We start from the raw sequence: 16,985 nt of genomic DNA, 5'->3' as shown, positions 1-16,985 counted from the left end.
GCCTGCCGCCAAGGTTAAAGCACCGGGCGGCTTTGACAATCCCCAAGGGCAACCGCGCGGCATGTCGCCCGGTTCCCGCCCTATGGGGGACATCCGGTTTTTCCTGTCATGTGCAGGGTTTAAGGGTCATTTCGTGTCAAATTGGCGACAATGAACGCTGGCTATCGGGGCACGGTGCGGGCCATCGTGGCAAGGGTGGACAGCATCCGCCCGTCACCCTAATGTCGCCCCGTGCAGCGACCGACTGCTGCATGGCATGCCTCGCGCCCAGTTTATTTCGGTATTACAAAGCCATGCTAGAGTTTGACAGCGTCTCCAAGTCGTTCTGGACGGGGAAACAGCACAAGATCATCCTTGATCGGGCCTCGTTTCAGGTCGAACTGGGCAATTCGCTTGGCATCCTGGCCCCGAACGGCACGGGAAAGACGACGCTGATCAACATGATGTGCGGGTTGGAGCAGCCGGACGAAGGCCGTATCAGGCGCAATTGCCGGGTGTCCTTCCCCCTTGGGTTCATGGGCGGGCTGATCACCCGGCACACGGGGAACGAAAACGCCCGCTATATCGCGCGGATCTATGGTCTGGACCCGGATTACGTGTCGGCCTTCACGCGCTGGTTGACCGATATCGAAGAATATTTCGACATGCCCGTCGGCACCTATTCCAGCGGGATGAGGCAGCGTTTCACCTTCGCACTGCTGCTGGCGCTGGACTTCGACATCTACCTGATCGACGAGGGCATGCCCCAGACGACCGATGCGGAATTCAACCGCAAGGCGGGCCGCGTGCTGTTCGACCGGCTCAAGACCGCGACGACCATCGTCGTGTCGCATCAGCCGACGACGATTGAAAAGTTCTGCAACCGGGCCGCCATCCTGCGCGACGGCAAATTGTACATGTTCGAGACCTTGGACGAGGCGAAGCAATACTATGACTACACCTCCTAAAGCGCGCCGCTATCACGCTTCGATTTCGGAATCGGTCACGCCCGGATCGGCACCGCAGACCCATGATCCCGAACCGGCGGCCACGCCGAATGCCGCGCCCGCGCCCAAGGTCCACCTGGAGGTCAGCCGCAAGACACCCCCGCAGGACGAGGACGAACGCCTGAAGAAGTTCATGACCACCGAGCCGGTCGAGGACGGCTTCGGTGATCTGCGCATGACGCAGCCGCAGGACAAACCCACCGCCACCGCGGCCGATCAATCCGAGATCACCGAGGAACAGCTGGCAGCCGTGCGTGCCGAAAAGCTGACCGAACGCCAGCTCCGCATTGCCGGACGGATCGCAAACCTGCACCAGATCGCGTTTTCGTCGAACGAGGAGGCGATCCTGCGCCTGCGCGAACGCGGGATCGATCCGTCGCAACGCAGCGCCGTCGGGCGCATCCTGTCGTCCGAAGGCAGCCGCGCCAAGGGCAGCGAGGCACCCCGCGATCCGAAATCGGGCATGCCGGCCCTGCGTGCCGCGGGTCCTGCAAATCCGGGGCCCAACAGCCTGCCTGCGCTGACCCCCGGCGACAATCGCGGCAAGACGCCCGCCCTGCCCTCGCGCGAGGATCTGACCGAGGATAGGCGCGCCGCCGAAATCTATCGCATCCAGAAGGACCTGGCCCGCCGTCGCCGCAAGCGGATGATGATGCTGGCCTTCCGCCTGCTGTTCTTCGTCTTCATTCCGACCTTTGCCGTGGGTTGGTATTACGGCAAGGTCGCATCGCCTCTCTATGCGACCTTCACGCAGTTCCAGATCCAGACCGCCGACGGCGGCGGTGGCGGTGGCGTGAGCAGCCTTCTGGGCGGATCGGGCATGGGAACCAACACGGATTCCGTCGCGGTGCAAAGCTATCTGACCTCGCGCGATGCGATGCTGCGGCTTGATGCCGACAAGGGCTTCAAGCGGGCCTATCAGGACCCCAGCATCGACCCGATCAAGCGCCTGGACGACGACGCGACGAATGAGGCGGCCTTCGACGTCTATCAGGATTCGGTCAAGATCGGCTATGATCCGACCGAAGGCGTCCTGAACATGGAGGTCATCGCCCCCGACCCGCAGCTGAGCGTCGAATTCTCTCGCGCGCTGATTTCCTATGCCGAACAGCAGGTCGATGCGATGACCGCGCGCATGCGCGCCGATCAGATGGACGGCGCGATCCAGACCTACGAGGATGCCGAGGCCAAGATGCTGGCCGCACAGCAGCGCGTGCAGGAATTGCAGCAGACCCTCGGCGTTCTGGACCCCGTGGCCGAAAGCAGCGTCGTCATGGGCAAGGTCAGCGAGCTGGAAAGCCAACTGACCGCCAAGCAGCTGGAACTGGGGCAACTGTTGGCCAACCCCCGCCCCGTCCAGAGCCGCGTCGATGCCGTGCGTGGCGATATCGAACGTCTGCGCAGCCTTGTCGCCGAAACCCGTCTGCAACTGACCGAAGGAAACGACACGCGCAACTCTCTGGCCGCCATCGGCGGGCAACTGCGCGTCGCGGAGGCCGAGATGGCCACCCGGCAGGAAATGCTGGCGGCATCGGCCGCCCAGATGGAGGCTGCGCGCATCGAGGCGAACAAGCAGGTCCGCTATCTGTCGCTGTCTGTATCCCCCATCGCGCCCGACGAGGCGACCTATCCCAAGGCATTCCAGAACACGATCGTGGCCTTCCTGATCTTTTCGGGTATTTACCTGATGATGTCCCTAACGGCCTCGATTCTTCGCGAACAGGTATCCACATGACACAACACAAACACGTCCGCATCGGTCATCTGACCTGCGGAAACGACCTTCCGCTGACCGTCATCGCCGGTCCGTGCCAGCTTGAATCGCTGGACCACGCCATGATGATCGCCGAGCGGATGGCCGAAGCCTGTGCCAAGGCCGGCGCCGGTTTCGTCTTCAAGGCATCCTACGACAAGGCCAACCGCACCTCGCTGTCGGGACGCCGCGGGCTTGGGATCGAGGAAGGGCTGGACATTCTTGCCACCGTCCGCGAACGCCTCGGCTGTCCGATCTTGACGGACATTCATGACGCAGAACAGGCCATCCGCGCCGCAAAGACGGCCGATATCATCCAGATCCCGGCGTTCCTGTGCCGCCAGACCGACCTTCTGCTGACGGCGGGACAGACCGGTGCAGTCATCAACATCAAGAAAGGTCAGTTCCTGGCCCCTTGGGACATGCCCAATGTGGCAGCCAAGGTCGCCTCGACCGGCAATGAAAACATCCTGCTGACGGAACGCGGGGCAAGCTTTGGCTACAATACGCTGGTCGCCGATATGCGGTCGCTGCCGATCATGGCGCGCACCGGCTATCCGGTGATCATGGATGCGACCCATTCGGTGCAGCAGCCCGGCGGACAAGGCGGGTCGTCGGGCGGTCAGCGCGAATTCGCACCGGTCATGGCGCGCGCGGCAGTCGCGCTTGGCGTGGCCGGCGTCTTCATCGAGACGCATGAGGACCCGGACAACGCGCCCTCGGACGGCCCGAACATGATCCATCTGGACCGCATGCCGACGCTGGTCGCTTCGCTGATGGAGTTCGACAAGCTGGCAAAGGCCGATCCGCTGTCCGCATGATCCGCGTTCTGCTGTTCATCCTGATCGGGCTGATTGCCGCCCCTGCCATCGCGCAGGGGCCACCGGCGCAATCCGCGCCAAGCGGCGCCATCGCCACCCACGACAACGTCAACACCGATCTGGCGATTCTGAACCGGATTTCCAGCATTCTGGCGCAGTTACCTGATTTCGATCAAATAAATGCGCAGGTCGATGCGGGTATCGTCACCCTCAGTGGCGAGGTGACCGAGCAGCCCACCGTCGAGCGCCTCAAGACACTGATTGCCCGTGTCGAGGGCGTCGTCGCCATCGAGGACAGCGTCCAACTCTCCACAGACCTGACGACGCGACTGGAATCGGTGCGCGAAAGGTTTCAGTCGCGACTGACGCAAGTGGTCGCGGGCTTGCCCTTCATGGGGCTTGGCCTGGCCGTCGGCGCGGTTATCGTGCTGGCCGGTGGCTGGCTGTCGCGGCGCGAACGGACCTTGGCCAGCATCGCGCCGAACCCTTTCATTGCCGGTTTCCTTGCGCAGGCCATCCGGCTTTGCACCTGGATCGTGGCATTGGTCGTCGCATTGGACCTGATGGGCGCCCGGGCATTGCTGGGGACGCTGCTGGGTGCGGCAGGTATCTTCGGCCTCTCGCTCAGCTTTGCCGCCCGCGACACGATCGAAGGCTTCGTCGCGACCATGCTTCTGTCGCTGCGCCAGCCATTCAACCCGAACGACCTGATCGAGGTGAACGGCCTGCGCGGTCGTGTGATCCGTTTGACCAGCCGCGGCACGACGCTTTTGACGCTGGACGGCGACCATATCCGGATCCCGAACCAGATCATCTACAAGGCGGTCCTGGTCAACTATACGCTGAACCCGGAACGCCGCTTCATGGTGGATCTGACCATCGACCCTGCTGCCGATCTGGGTCGCGCCCGCGATCTGGTCGTGCGTGCCTTGAACAACATGGATTTCGTGCTGAAGCGCCCCGAACCCGTGGCCTGGCTGGACGCCGAGGGCCCCGAGCATGTGGTCATCCGCGCCGGTGGCTGGGTCTCGCAGGACGGGACCGATTTCGACCTGGCGCGGGGCGAAGCCTTCCGCCTTCTGCGTCATGAATTGGACGCCAAGGGCTATCTGCTGCCCGAACCCGTCCATCGCATCAGGCTGGAGCAGCCCGAGGAAGAGGCGCCTTCACGGGTCCGTCCGGTGCGTCCGGCAGACCGACGTCTGGCCGATTCCAGCCCGGATGAGGCTTTCGAGGAAATGGTCGAACGCGGGCGCGTTGATGACGGACGCGATCTTCTGTCGCCGGGGACGCGCTAGGGCGCCCGCCCCGCCGCATCCGCCGATGCCCAAGCCCATTGGAAGTTGTATCCGCCCAACCAGCCGGTGACGTCCACGCATTCGCCGATGAAATAGAGCCCCGGCACCTGCCGCGCCTGCATGGTCTTGGCATCCAGATCGCGGGTGTCGATCCCGCCAAGCGTGACCTCGGCGGTGCGATACCCCTCGGTTCCAACGGGTCGCAGCGTCCAGCGGTTGATCCGCTTGCCCAAAGCATCCAACACCTTGTTTGGCTGATCGGCCAGACGCGCCTTTGCCAATCCCATCTCGGCCGCCACAGCCTGCGCCAGGCGTTCCGGCAGCAGATGGGTCAGGGCAGTAGAAACGGCGATCTTGCCGCTTTCCTGCTTGCGCTGCTTCAACGCCGCCGCAACATCAGCCTGCGGGCAAAGATCGATTTCCAAGGGTTCGCCGCTTTGCCAGAAGCTCGAGATCTGCAGGATCGCAGGTCCGCTCAGGCCACGATGGGTGAACAGCAGGGCATCCCGGAACGATCCGCCCTTGTGATCGATCCGCACCTCCAGCGAGACGCCGGCCAAGGGTTTGCACAGCGCCAGATCCTGTTCGGCAAAGGTCAGCGGCACCAGTGCGGGGCGCGTATCCGTCACCCGCAAATCGAACTGTCGTGCAAGATCATAGGCGAAACCCGTCGCCCCGATCTTGGGGATCGATTTTCCCCCCGTCGCCACGATCAGGCGATTCGCGCGAATCGCGCCGGTCGATGTGCGGATGACGAAATCATCCGAATCGCGGGCTACCGATTCGACGTTCGTGCCCAGCCTCAGTTCGGCGCCGGTCATGCGCTTCAGCAACATATCGGTGATCTGCGTCGCCTTTCCGTCGCAAAACAGCTGCCCCAAGGTCTTTTCATGCCAAGAAATACCGGCCCTATCGACAAGCCTGACAAAATCAGCGGGCGAATAGCGCGCCAAGGCGCTAGCGGCAAAGCGGCGATTCCCGGACAGGAACCGATCCGGCGTCGTCGCCATATTCGTGAAATTGCACCGGCCGCCCCCCGAGATGCGGATTTTTTCGGCCGGGGTCGCGGCGTGATCCAGCACCAGAACGCGCCTGCCCTGCCCCAAGGCCGAGCCCGCGCAAAAGAGACCGGCAGCCCCAGCCCCCATAATAACGACGTCAAACTGTTCCATGGGCTGCCGGATAGACCCGAATGAAAAAAGTGGCAAGATTTCTGCAAATTTCGACTTGCACCCCCCGAACAGCTTGGCTATTCACCCTCTCACAAGTTGGGGCGTGGCCAAGTGGTAAGGCATCGGTTTTTGGTACCGTGTACCGTAGGTTCGAATCCTACCGCCCCAGCCAATATCTTCTAAGTCGTTGAACTAAATAGTCTTATCGAAGACGGACAGCCGATATGGACCATTGTCCATCATCACTGTCCATCATGGCATTTATGTCCCCAGCCAAAGGGACCCGTCATGGGCATCGCCAATTTCACATTTCGCCGGGGCGCGATCTACACTTGGCGTCGCCGCATTCCCAGACGTGCCGATTCAGACGCATCGAACCTGCAGGTGTCCCTTCGCACCGCTTGCCCGTGGACAGCGCGCAGGCTGGCCGTCATCGTAACAGCAGAGAGTGAGAAGGTATTCGACCGCATGGGAATGGATGGTCTGACGCCCGATGTGGCGCGGCAGTGGCTTCAGACGGTAATCCGCGACGAGTTGGAAGATACGGCACGGCGCACCCGCGCGGCCTTCCACCTACCGAAAACTGGCAATTCTGTGGAAAGCGTTCACCACGATCGAGTGGTTGGCGAAGCCCTGCGTCTGGTGGCGCGCAAGGGTGCAGAGGTGGACCTGGATGAGGACGAGTGTCGCAAACTGACCGCACGCGGCTATTCCAGCGCCGATCTCGACTGGATCAACCACTACCAGCACCACCTTGGGCGGGCGGCCGCCACCGAAGCGATGGAGAGCAAGGTCAGCCGCCATGTCGCCGAGATTGCAAGGCAAAGAGCGCATTAGCGAGCATGAATTATTCGACGCCAAACGCATCTATCTGAAAGGACGCGCAGTCCCCTAGACTACTACCCGTCCTTTGAAAAGAATTTGACGTAAAGTAAGCTATTTGTTGCACCTGTTGATCGGGTTGGTTGAAATCGTTTCTCTACCAAGCCACCAGTACTGGTGGCTTGCCGCCGAGGACTGAATGAGGGCCTGGTGATTGCAGAAGGTCGTTCATTTCCGGATGGCCGCCTTCATCTCCGATCCTGTCTTCTGATCATGCCGGTCAACGCGCTCGTATTTCGCTGCGCGGTCCTGCGGTTCAGGAAGCGCCACAGCCCCTCATTAGAGACGTGGTCGAAGGTGGGCTTGCGAACGCCCTTCCTATACATGGATATTTGCACGCTGGAGCAGCGGCGCCGATTTGCCCAGGCAAAGGACGTGAATTGCGATCCCTGATCTGTATTCATGATTTCGGGTCGGCCGAACTTGTGGATGGCCGAGCGTGATTCATGACCACGACAATCGCCCACCCTGCGGCGCGTGTCGAAATTTCCGTGCCACGGGCGACCGCCTTTATTGTGTCGATCGGCCAAACCCCAACCGGGTTCAAGTGGCAGCTGAATGTATGTGCAGCCGCAGGGCCATGCTGTCAGGCCCCGCGGCAATCTTTCTTGATGGCAACTATTCAGGCAGCGCCGATATTGGCTGGGAGGCACCCAGTGTTTCGCGCATCCGGCCGACCTTTGCCGGGGCAATGGCCGCGGCCTGGTTGCCCCATGAATTGCGGACATAATCCAGGACGGACGCGATCTGCGCGTCGTCCATCTTCCAGGCGAAGCTGGGCATGCCGGCGGCCGTCCTCGCACCTTCGGTATAGGGCGCGCGGGCGCCGTTCAGCATGACGTGGATCAGGCTTGACGGATCGGCAAGCAGTGCGTTGTTGCCCTTGAACGCCGGGACCGCATTGACGATCCCCTCGCCGTTCAGCCCGTGACAGGCCGAGCAGTTCACCTCGTAGGCCAGTTCCGCCGAGTCGGCGATCTTTGCGGGGGCGGTCCGTTCCGCGCCGCTGTCCTCGACCGACAACAGATAGTTTGCCATCGCCAGCCGGTCATCCACGGTCAGGTATTGCAGCGAATGCTGGACGGCTTCGGCCATCGGGCCCGAGGCCACGGCAACCCCGTCGGTGCCCGTTCCAAGATATCGCGCCAGATCCTCGGCCGAGGTCCCGCCGACCCCCATGGCGGCGTTCGAGGTGATGTCCGGCGCGTGCCAGCCGTCGACATTTGCGCCATGCAGATAGGCGCTGCCCTGCTCGGCACCCAGGATGTTGCGCGGGCTGTGGCAGGCAGAGCAATGCCCCGCCCCGTCGACGATATAACGGCCTCGATCCGCGACCGGATCGCCGTCGAAGCCCTCGTTCTTGAAGAACAGCATGTCCCAGCCTGCCATCGCGAGGCGGATGTTGAACGGGAAGGGCATTCCCGCATTCTCGTCGATGTCGTTCTGCACCGGCTCGACCGTGGACATGTAGGCCCAGAGGTCGTGCATGTCCGCATCTGTCAGCTTGGCATAGGCCGTGTAGGGCATTGCCGGATAGAGCAGACCATGCTGACCGATACCTTGGCGCAGCGCGTTGAAGAAATCCCGCTCGGTCATTTTGCCGATGCCGGTTTCGGTATCGGGCGTGATGTTGGAACTGACCAGCTTGCCGAAGGGCGTCTCGATCTCGTATCCGCCGGCCATCTCGCCCTGCCCGCGCGTGTGACAGGCCGCGCAGTCGCCCATCCGCATGACGTATTCGCCTCGCTCGGCCGCCTCGGGATTGGCCTCGAACGTGGCCAGGGTCACGTTGTCATCCGCCACGTCCGAACGTGACGTCTCCAGCGTTTCATATGCCCAGGTCCCCGCTCCGATCGCCGCGACTGCCGCGATTGCACCGGCGCCCGCCCCGATCTTCTTCCAGTTTGCCATGAGTTACGCCTCCACCAGCGGGCCGGGATTGTTCACATAGGTCGAATGGATCGCCTTGGCCGCGCGGATCGCCAGCGCGCCGATCGTGACGGTCGGATTGTATCCCGCGTTGTTCGGGAAGCAGTTCGCCCCGACCGAAAAGACGTTGTGGCAGTCCCAGCTTTGGCAATAGGGGTTCAGCGCCGAGGTGGTCGGGTCCGCGCCCATCACCAGCCCGCCGATCGTGTGCGAGCTCAACTGGGTATAGGGGTTCCAGCTGTTTTCCGTCTGCAGATCGGTTGTCATCGCGTCGGCGCCGGCCTCTTGCATGATGGCTTGCGCCTTGTCGGTGATATGGCGCATCATTGCCTTGTCGTTGCGGTTCCAGTCGAAGGTGATGCGCAGCAGGGGTTGGCCGAAACGGTCCTCGTACGTCGGATCGAGCGACAGGTAGGCATCGCGCGTCGACATCGAGGTGCCCTGATTGAACAGCGTGGCCGCCTCGTTGTAGCTTTTCGAGAAGCCTTCCTTCCACCCCGAACCCCAGCGGCTTGTCCCCGGGCGCAGCGTGTTCGCCAGCGCGATGGGTCGTCCCTGCGTCTGCACCGACATCATCCCCGCACCCCCGATGAAGTCGAGATCCGCGTGATCGAAGTTGTCGCCGTTCAGGTCGTCGATCTGCACCGCCATCGCGCCTGCCGAAATGAACGGGTTCATCTTCGCGCCGTCGAAATAGCCCGTCACCGACGAACAGGTCTGATAGTTGTAGTTGCGCCCGATGGTGCCCTGCATGGTCGAGGGGTCGTACTGCTCTCCGATCCGCGACAACAGCATCAGCCGGACATTGTCCATCTGATAGGCGGTGAAGATGACGATATCGGCGGGCTGGAAGCCTTCGCCTTGCCCGTCGCTGCCGACATATCGAACCCCGGTCACTGTCTTGCCGTCCTCGGACTTGACTGCGTTCAGGGCCTGGGTCTCGGTCAGGACGGTGAAATTCGGGCGACGCATCAGGACCGGCAGGATGCAGGCCTGCGGGCTGGATTTGGAATAGTTGCCGCAGCCGTGGAAGTCGCAGAACCCGCAATAGGTGCACGGCCCCATGCTGACGCCCAGCGGGTTCACATAGGCCTGCCCCAGGTTCCCCGCCGGAATGGTGAACGGGTGATAGCCCATCCGCGTGGTCGTATCGCGATAGCGCGCCATCCAGTAGCTGTCCTTCAGCGGCGGCGTCGGGTAATCCCGGCTGCGCGGCCCCTCGAAGGGATTGCCGCCGGGCCGGATCTCGCCGTTCAGGTTGCCCGCGATGCCCGAGGTTCCGGCGATACGCTCGAACCGGTCGTAATCCTCGGCCAGGTCGTCATAGGTGATGCCCCAATCCTGCAACAGCAGCCCCTCGGCCCGCAGCGCATCCAGTCTTGCGCGGCCGTAGCGATCCTCGGTGCGGGTCGCGACCTCGAAGTCCCAGGGCGAGAAACGCCAGGACATGCCCGCCCAATGGGTGCCCGCACCGCCGACATTCTCGCCGAACTGGAATGCGGACCATTCGCGTGTGGGCGCCGCAGTCTGCGACGAGCGGTTTCGGAAGGTGTACGTCTCGCGGCTGGGGGCGGCCAGCATCTGGCGCCGGGTGTGCCATTTCAACTCGTCCGGATCGACGGCGGGCGGAAAATCGGTCGAGGTGTCGCGCCACTTTCCCCGCTCGATCGCGACGACGTTCAGCCCCGCGCGCGTCAGTTCCTCGGCCATGACGGAACCCGCCCAGCCCAGCCCCACGATGACCACATCGGCCTTGGGTCTTTCATTTGCCATGGGAACGGCTCCTTCAGTTCGACGGGATCAGGCTGACCGGAGCCAGCGCAAGGTCTTCGTTGTGGCGGTCGACATAGGCGCGATAGTCGTAGCGCGCGCCCGGAAAACCGATCATGGTCCAGCCTGCGAAATCGCGGTTGCCGCCATAGATCGGGTCCGACAGATACCCTTCGCGGGCGTTCTGCAGCATCAGTTCGAAGAATGCCTGGCCAAAGACCCCGCCCGGCAGGTCGATCCGTCCCGCCTCCATCCCGGTCAGGATCTCGTCGATCCGGTCGGGCGACAGTGCGGCAAAGCTCGCGCCGTCATTGTCCTGTGCATATTGCTCCAGCGCCTTCAGACCCTTGGCATAGCGCTGGCGCGGGGTTTCCAGGAACTGCTTTTGCCCCATGACCTCTTCCTCGTGGCCGGGCTGAAGCGGGCCTTCCAGGTAGTAGGCCGCCCCATCGCCATAAGGTCCGGCAAGCTGCGCATCCAGGAAATCAAGAACCCCCGCCTCGGATGCCGAGGGACCGTGGTCGTCGGACGGGATCAGCCGGTCGAAGACGGCCTTCAACGTCGCGTGGTCGGTCTGATCGGTGAACACCTTGAAATCACCGCCGCGCACGATGGGACCCGGCATGTGATCTGCGGTCTGGGCGGTCGCGGCGGGTACCCCGCGCAGTTCGGCGGCACTGGCACGCCCTGCAATGCCTGCACCCGCGGCCGCTGCGCCGATCGAGAAAAGCGCTTCGCGTCTGTTCATGAACGATCCTTTCGGTTCGATGATGGGATCCCCGCCGGACCGGACGCCCGGCCCCTTGCAGCTGCAGGATCGCCTGCTGTGAGTTGTGAAGTTTACCGGCAACCTCGAAGCACATCCGCGTGGTAAAAACCCCTGCCGAGGACGCTGGCATTCCCCTCGAATGTCATGTGCCAGGCCGTAGGACCGCGGCACGATGCGGACAAGGCATCGCCTCCGCCCACGGCGCGAATTGCGGACGTTTGCTGCAGTTCGTCTCATCCGGAGCGAAACGTCTCATGCCCGCTGTTTCAATTTGACATCCGGGCCCCATGTCGCCGCGGCCTTGACAGTCCCGCGCCCAAGGTCAAATTGCCCCTGTGGGAGGATCGACGCCCCGGCGACAGCCGGGCTTAACCGGGCAAGTTGCGTGGCAGGACCGACCATTTCAGAACTTGCGGCAGAAGCCGGGGTCAGCAAGAGCACCGTGAACCGCATTCTGGCAGGGCGGGGCGCGGTCCAGAAAGTCACTGTGGCACAAGTGCTGACGGCCGCCGAGCGCATCGGCTATCGCGGCACCACGGTCATCCGTCCACAACTGCACCGGGCGTCCCCGGAACGCCGCTTCGGCTTTTTGATGAACGGTCGCGACAGGCTGCTCTACCGAGAGCTTGCACGATATGTCGAGATGCAGGCAGGCGCCATTTCCGAACTGAAGGTAGCGACCGTGGTCAGGCATCTCGACCGTCCCGACCCGACCGAGACCGTCGCCGCGCTGCGCCACCTTGCACAAAGTTGCGACACCATTGCGGTCGAGGCCATCGACCACCCCGAAGTGACCGCCGAGATCGCCGCGATCGAAGCGCAAGGTACACCGGTCGTCGCCTTTATCTCGAACCTCTCCAGCCCGGAACGCAGCGGTGCGATCGTCGCGAACGAATGGCAGCTAGGTCGGACCGCCGGGCGTTTCGTGTCTCTGATGGCGCCCAGAAGCGGCAAGGTGGCGGTGCTGAACGGCGATTTCGGCTATCTGTGCCAGCAGTCCGAGGATGCAGCCTTTCGGGGCTATCTGCAGGACCGGTGCCCGGGGCTGGTGCTGTTGCCCACCATGAAGACGAATGAATGCGATACGCACGCGCGGGCGATCATGCTTGATCTGCTGCACGCCCATGGCCAGGCGCTGGTCGCGGTCTTCGTGACCGGAGGCGGGCTTGAAGGGGTGGTCCAGGCGCTCGAGGATGCAGGGCGCTGCGATCTGATCCTGATCGGGAACGAGCTGACCGAGACGACGCGCGCCGCCCTTGGTCGGGAAACCGTCAATGCGATCCTGAAGCATCCTGTCCGCAGGATGATCGACGAAGCGCTTGATGTTATGGTTCGCCTGACCGGTCCCACCTCTCCGCCCAAGCCCATCCTCCGCGAGCTGCCCTTCGAGATACTGCTTCCCGAGAATTGTTGAACTTGAAACGAGGCAGGGGCACCTTTGAAAACCCGGCCCCGCCACTTGGATCATTTCAGCGAACGGTCGGGCGCGAGCTTCCTTCCGGTTCTGTCCCGCAATCCCGCAATGCATGGTTCGGACGCTCTGCAATCATGGCACATGCTGGCGTCCGTCCGAGCCAATTTTCCGATCTAAAACCCGAACTCATCCGAAGTGATATCGAATCCATATCCTTCCGAATATCGCCCTGTCCCTTGCCGATCCAATGCTGTTTCGAAAAGGTTTTGGTCGAGGCGCAAACCTTGGATGCGGGTCGACAACCACAGATTGAGGCCGCGCAGATTCTGCGCCCCTCCAAGCTGAAATGATGCCCGCAGGACCTACCCTTATAGATAGGTCATTGAAACAGAAGCATTAAATTTTTCGGCCAGCTTAGATAAGCATAGACATATAAAATATTAACGGTATGTCCTTGAAGCCGGGACAGCGTCGGTCGACGGGCTTCTGAGGCCTGACGACCGACCCCGGAACTGGCGGTTCAAGATGCCCTGGCCAGACCTCCGGATGAGTTTTTCGGTTTGCCTTCGGGGCGCTTTAGGGACGACAATCATGACATATTATTACAAGAAGTACGAGTGGACCGCTTTCACCGAGGCGGACCTGCTGGCCAGCGGCAAGAACGGCTGCGATTTCGGCAAGGGCGACTCGTTCGTGATGAGCCACGCCACCGTCAAGATGTCGACCTATGACAACGACAGCAAACTGTCGGGCGACAGCTGGTACGACTGGTACGACTATTCCGAGGATCGTTCGGGCCAGGACGGCTATGTCGACGGCAAGGCCACCGGCTGCAAGATGTTCGCCGAACAGTATCACGTGCTGCACGGTTCGGACGGCAAGACCTACTACATGATCGAGATCAAGATCGAGGGTCACGATTCAGCCGGTGCCGGCAACGGCTATTTCACCTACTATGGTGCACAGCCCGCCGCGGGCGTGGAACTGACGGTCGTGAACACCTGCAACGTCGCAGGTTCCTGGATCGACTACTCTTGCCTTGGCGCGGGCAAATCCGCCCCCCCGAACACGCCCCCGACCTTCACCAACGTCCCCGCGAACGGCGTCTTCTGCGTCGATGAGAACATCAAGCTGGTCGTCGACCTGAACGCCAATGATGCCGATGGCGATGCGCTGAACTTTTCGCTGGTGGGTGGCGAGGATGCCGCCCTGTTCGAGATCGACGCCAAGACCGGCGTGCTGACCTTCAAGGCCGCCCCGGACTTCGAGGCCCCCGGTTCCAAGGATGGCGACAACCTCTACAAGGTCATCGTCGCGGTCGACGACGGCAAGGGCGGCGTCAAGCACGCCGAGCTGTCGGTCTGCGTCAAGGATGTGGACGAGACCCCCAAGTGCGTCGTCTATGAAGCCGAGGACATGAAGCTGTCCTGCTATACCGTGAAATGCGCATCAAGCGCGTCGGGCGGGGAATACATCGCGCTGACCGGCTATCACGGCAGCGCCTCGCAGGTCTTCGACGGCGCTTCGGGCGACTACGACCTGACCCTGCGCTTCTGGGATGCGGCCCGCGGTGACGGCTATGTCAAGATCCTGGTCAACGGCCAGGAAGTCGGCGTCGCCCGCCTGAACGCCGAAAACAACCAATGGTCCGAGGTCAAGATCGAGGATCTGAACCTGTCCAAGGGCGATGTCGTCACGCTGAAAGGCTATGGCGTCGGCTGCGAATACGCGATCATCGACAACATCAAGCTGTGCCCCGCCGATCCCGCCATCAAGCCGGGCGCGCTGGAAGGGCGCCTGTTCCTGGATGCCGACAAGGACGGTTTGGACAATGCCGAGGCCGGGGTTGCCGGTGTGACCGTGCAGCTGCTGGACAGCGCCGGCAACGTGGTTGCGACCACCACCACGGGCGCCGACGGCGACTATCGCTTCGACGGCCTGCAGCCGGGTGAATACCGCGTCGCATTCCCGACCGAGGTCGAGGGCCGCGTGCTGACCGATCAGAACGTCGGATCGGACGACGGCATCGACAGCGATGCGGACACCGCAACCGGCATCACGGATGTCGCAACCGTTCTGGAGGGCCAGATCACCAAGGACGTCGATGCGGGCCTGAAGGATCCCGGCACCGCAGCCGTCGAAGGCCGCATCTTCATCGATGCCGATGACAACGCCGTGGACGATGCCGAAGCCGGCGCTGTCGGCGTGACCGTGCGCCTGCTGAATGCAGCCGGTGCCGTCGTCGCGACCACCGTGACCGCAGCCGATGGCTCCTATGTCTTCGATGGGCTGGATGCGGGCGATTATGTCGTCGAGTTCCCCACGACCGTCGACGGCCGCGTGCTGGTCGCGGCCAACGTGGGCGCCGATGACACCATCGACAGCGATGCCGACACCGCAACCGGCCGCACCGGCACCATCAGCCTATCGATCGGTCAGGTTTCCTCGGACAACGACGCCGGTCTGAAGGATCCGGCGACTGCAAGCCTCGGCAACCTCGTCTTCCTGGATGCAGACAAGGACGGCGTGCAGGATGCCTCCGAGGCGGGCGTTCAGGGCGTGACGGTCACGCTGTTCTTGGGCGGCGTGGCGATGGCCACCACGACCACCGATGCGAACGGCAACTATCTGTTCACCGGTCTGAAGGCGGGCACCTATACCGTCGGCTTCACCGAAAAGGCGGGCTTCGACTTCACCGCCGCCAATGTCGGCGCCAATGATGCGCTGGACAGCGACGCCGACGCGGTGACCGGCATCACCGGCCCGATCACCCTTGGCATCGGCCAGACCAACCTGGACGTGGATGCCGGCCTGGTGATCGAGAACCGCGCCCCCGAGGCGATGGACGATGTCGCCAAGACCTGCGCCGACGATGCGGTGACGGTCGACGTGCTGGCCAACGACGGCGATCTGGACGGCGATGCGCTGAGCATCACGCAGGTTGCAGGTCAGGACATCGTCGAGGGCGGATCGGTCGACGTGGATGGCGTCTCCATCGCGCTGGTCGACGGCAAGCTGGTCTTCGACGGATCGGCCGCCTATGCCGATCTGATCCTGGGCCAGAAGGCGACCGTCAGCTACAGCTACGAGGTCTCGGACGGCAATGGCGGCTTCGATACCGCGAATGTCGACATGACCTTCTGCGGCGCCAAGAACACGCTGGACACGATCAAGGACAGCCTGCCCACCAGCGGCAATCTGGTGCTGACCGCCGATGCGTCCTTTGACGGTGGCTTCTACGGCGTCACACTGTCGGGCACGGGCGACGACCGTCTGGACGGCAAGTTCTTCGACATCACATACTGCGTTTCGGCCTATGAACCGATCCTGCCTGACGTGACGGTCCCCTACAGCGTCTATCTGGCGGATGCAGCCTCGGTTCCCTCGGGCGTCGTCGCACGACCGCAGAACCTGGACGCCGTCAACTGGATCCTGAACCAGGGCTTCGAGGATGTCGACAATGGCGACGGCACGGGTCAGACCTATACCCAAGCCGAAATCCAGGGCGCCATCTGGGGCCTGACCGACAACATCGTCTTCGTGAACAGCGCCATGGGCACCGATGCCAACGCCCGCGAGATCTATGATCTGGCGCTGGCAAACGGCGAAGGCTTCCAGGCAGGCGAAGGCGACATCATCGGCCTGATCCTCGATCCGACCGCCGAGGCAGAGGCCGCGGGCAACCAGCAACCGCTGATTGTCGGCGTCGAATGGGATGTGCTGGAACAGGACTGCTTCTGCTTCGCCTGATCGCCATCGCAGCGGTGCCCCCGGTCGGGGCGCCGCTTTCAATTCCGGTCGTCCAAGGGCCGGAATCGGGTCACGCAGCCCGTGATTCCGCCATGTAAAGGACGGCACCTTGGACAGCCGTCCGTTGTTTTCGGAGTTCGAACCTTATGAAGATCTTCTCGATTGCCACTGCCGCCGCCAGCATCTCGGCCTTCGCCACGGGCGTCGCCCATGCAACCGTCGCAGGCTTCGGCCCCCCGCCCCCGTCGGTCACCCCGGTTCCGGAAATCAGCGCGCTGGAAGGCACCGCCGCCCTGGCAGCCCTGGCCGCCATCGTGCTGCTGACCTGGGAGCGCCGCCGCCGCGCCCACTGATCGCGCGTTTCCACGGCATCAAGCTTGACAGGCCTGCCGTCCGGCGGGCCTGTTCGTCTGAAGACCACCCGATCCCCCGAAGGCCCAT

12 protein-coding genes and 1 tRNA gene are annotated in these 16,985 nt (G+C 62.8%); 9 read left to right on the top strand and 4 right to left on the bottom strand.

Translation table 11 applies throughout. From position 1 onward, the window contains the following. Positions 1-293: 293 nt before the first annotated feature. The 4 genes from DDE75_RS05730 to DDE75_RS05715 are packed head-to-tail and all read left to right on the top strand — an operon-like array spanning position 294 to position 4,858. Positions 294-947: an ABC transporter ATP-binding protein gene (locus DDE75_RS05730; RefSeq protein WP_108501433.1), complete on the top strand. Its 654-nt coding sequence runs from the start codon at positions 294-296 to the stop codon at positions 945-947. Beyond that, positions 931-2,721, top strand: coding sequence for a KpsE/RkpR family capsule polysaccharide export protein (locus tag DDE75_RS05725; RefSeq protein WP_108501432.1), 1,791 nt, complete (start codon positions 931-933; stop codon positions 2,719-2,721). Before DDE75_RS05730 ends, DDE75_RS05725 begins: the two co-directional genes overlap by 17 nt. Beyond that, positions 2,718-3,560, top strand: coding sequence for a 3-deoxy-8-phosphooctulonate synthase (gene kdsA / locus DDE75_RS05720; RefSeq protein ID WP_108501431.1), 843 nt, complete (start codon positions 2,718-2,720; stop codon positions 3,558-3,560). Before DDE75_RS05725 ends, kdsA begins: the two co-directional genes overlap by 4 nt. Next, positions 3,557-4,858, top strand: coding sequence for a mechanosensitive ion channel domain-containing protein (locus DDE75_RS05715; protein WP_108501430.1), 1,302 nt, complete (start codon positions 3,557-3,559; stop codon positions 4,856-4,858). The genes kdsA and DDE75_RS05715 overlap by 4 nt, the downstream gene beginning before the upstream one ends. Here the strand turns inward: DDE75_RS05715 and DDE75_RS05710 are convergent. Beyond that, positions 4,855-6,030, bottom strand: coding sequence for a BaiN/RdsA family NAD(P)/FAD-dependent oxidoreductase (locus tag DDE75_RS05710; protein ID WP_108501429.1), 1,176 nt, complete (start codon positions 6,028-6,030; stop codon positions 4,855-4,857). The two genes, DDE75_RS05715 and DDE75_RS05710, sit on opposite strands and share 4 nt — an antisense overlap. A 97-nt stretch (positions 6,031-6,127) precedes the next feature. Here DDE75_RS05710 and DDE75_RS05705 point away from each other — a divergent pair. Both DDE75_RS05705 and DDE75_RS05700 read left to right on the top strand, forming a co-directional pair. Beyond that, positions 6,128-6,202: transfer RNA gene (locus DDE75_RS05705), tRNA-Gln, on the top strand. 116 nt (positions 6,203-6,318) lie between these two features. Next, complete coding sequence (locus DDE75_RS05700; protein WP_108501428.1) at positions 6,319-6,867, top strand: DUF6538 domain-containing protein; 549 nt, start codon at positions 6,319-6,321, stop codon at positions 6,865-6,867. Between the two features lie 663 nt (positions 6,868-7,530). On the opposite strand, the gene DDE75_RS05690 is transcribed toward DDE75_RS05700, so the two are convergent. The 3 genes from DDE75_RS05690 to DDE75_RS05680 are packed head-to-tail and all read right to left on the bottom strand — an operon-like array spanning position 7,531 to position 11,359. Beyond that, positions 7,531-8,823: a c-type cytochrome gene (locus DDE75_RS05690; protein ID WP_108501426.1), complete on the bottom strand. Its 1,293-nt coding sequence runs from the start codon at positions 8,821-8,823 to the stop codon at positions 7,531-7,533. Between the two features lie 3 nt (positions 8,824-8,826). Then, positions 8,827-10,614, bottom strand: coding sequence for a GMC family oxidoreductase (locus DDE75_RS05685; RefSeq protein ID WP_108501425.1), 1,788 nt, complete (start codon positions 10,612-10,614; stop codon positions 8,827-8,829). Between the two features lie 13 nt (positions 10,615-10,627). After that, complete coding sequence (locus DDE75_RS05680) at positions 10,628-11,359, bottom strand: gluconate 2-dehydrogenase subunit 3 family protein (protein WP_108501424.1); 732 nt, start codon at positions 11,357-11,359, stop codon at positions 10,628-10,630. 193 nt (positions 11,360-11,552) lie between these two features. Between DDE75_RS05680 and DDE75_RS05675 the strand changes: the two genes are divergently transcribed. The 3 genes from DDE75_RS05675 (at position 11,553) to DDE75_RS05665 (ending at position 16,897) form a co-directional block, all read left to right on the top strand. Beyond that, positions 11,553-12,794, top strand: a complete 1,242-nt coding sequence (locus tag DDE75_RS05675) for a LacI family DNA-binding transcriptional regulator (protein ID WP_108501423.1) — start codon at positions 11,553-11,555, stop codon at positions 12,792-12,794. Between the two features lie 591 nt (positions 12,795-13,385). After that, on the top strand, positions 13,386-16,544 hold the full coding sequence (locus tag DDE75_RS05670) for an SdrD B-like domain-containing protein (RefSeq protein ID WP_162798918.1): 3,159 nt from the start codon (positions 13,386-13,388) through the stop codon (positions 16,542-16,544). 146 nt (positions 16,545-16,690) lie between these two features. Next, the gene (locus tag DDE75_RS05665; protein ID WP_108501421.1) at positions 16,691-16,897 is read left to right on the top strand and encodes a hypothetical protein; all 207 of its coding nucleotides are present in this window, start codon (positions 16,691-16,693) and stop codon (positions 16,895-16,897) included. Positions 16,898-16,985: the final 88 nt, after the last annotated feature.

Origin of the sequence: Paracoccus indicus, assembly GCF_003056335.1 — a bacterium.
Classification (GTDB): domain Bacteria; phylum Pseudomonadota; class Alphaproteobacteria; order Rhodobacterales; family Rhodobacteraceae; genus Paracoccus; species Paracoccus indicus.
This window is presented reverse-complemented; position numbering and strand designations above follow the sequence as displayed.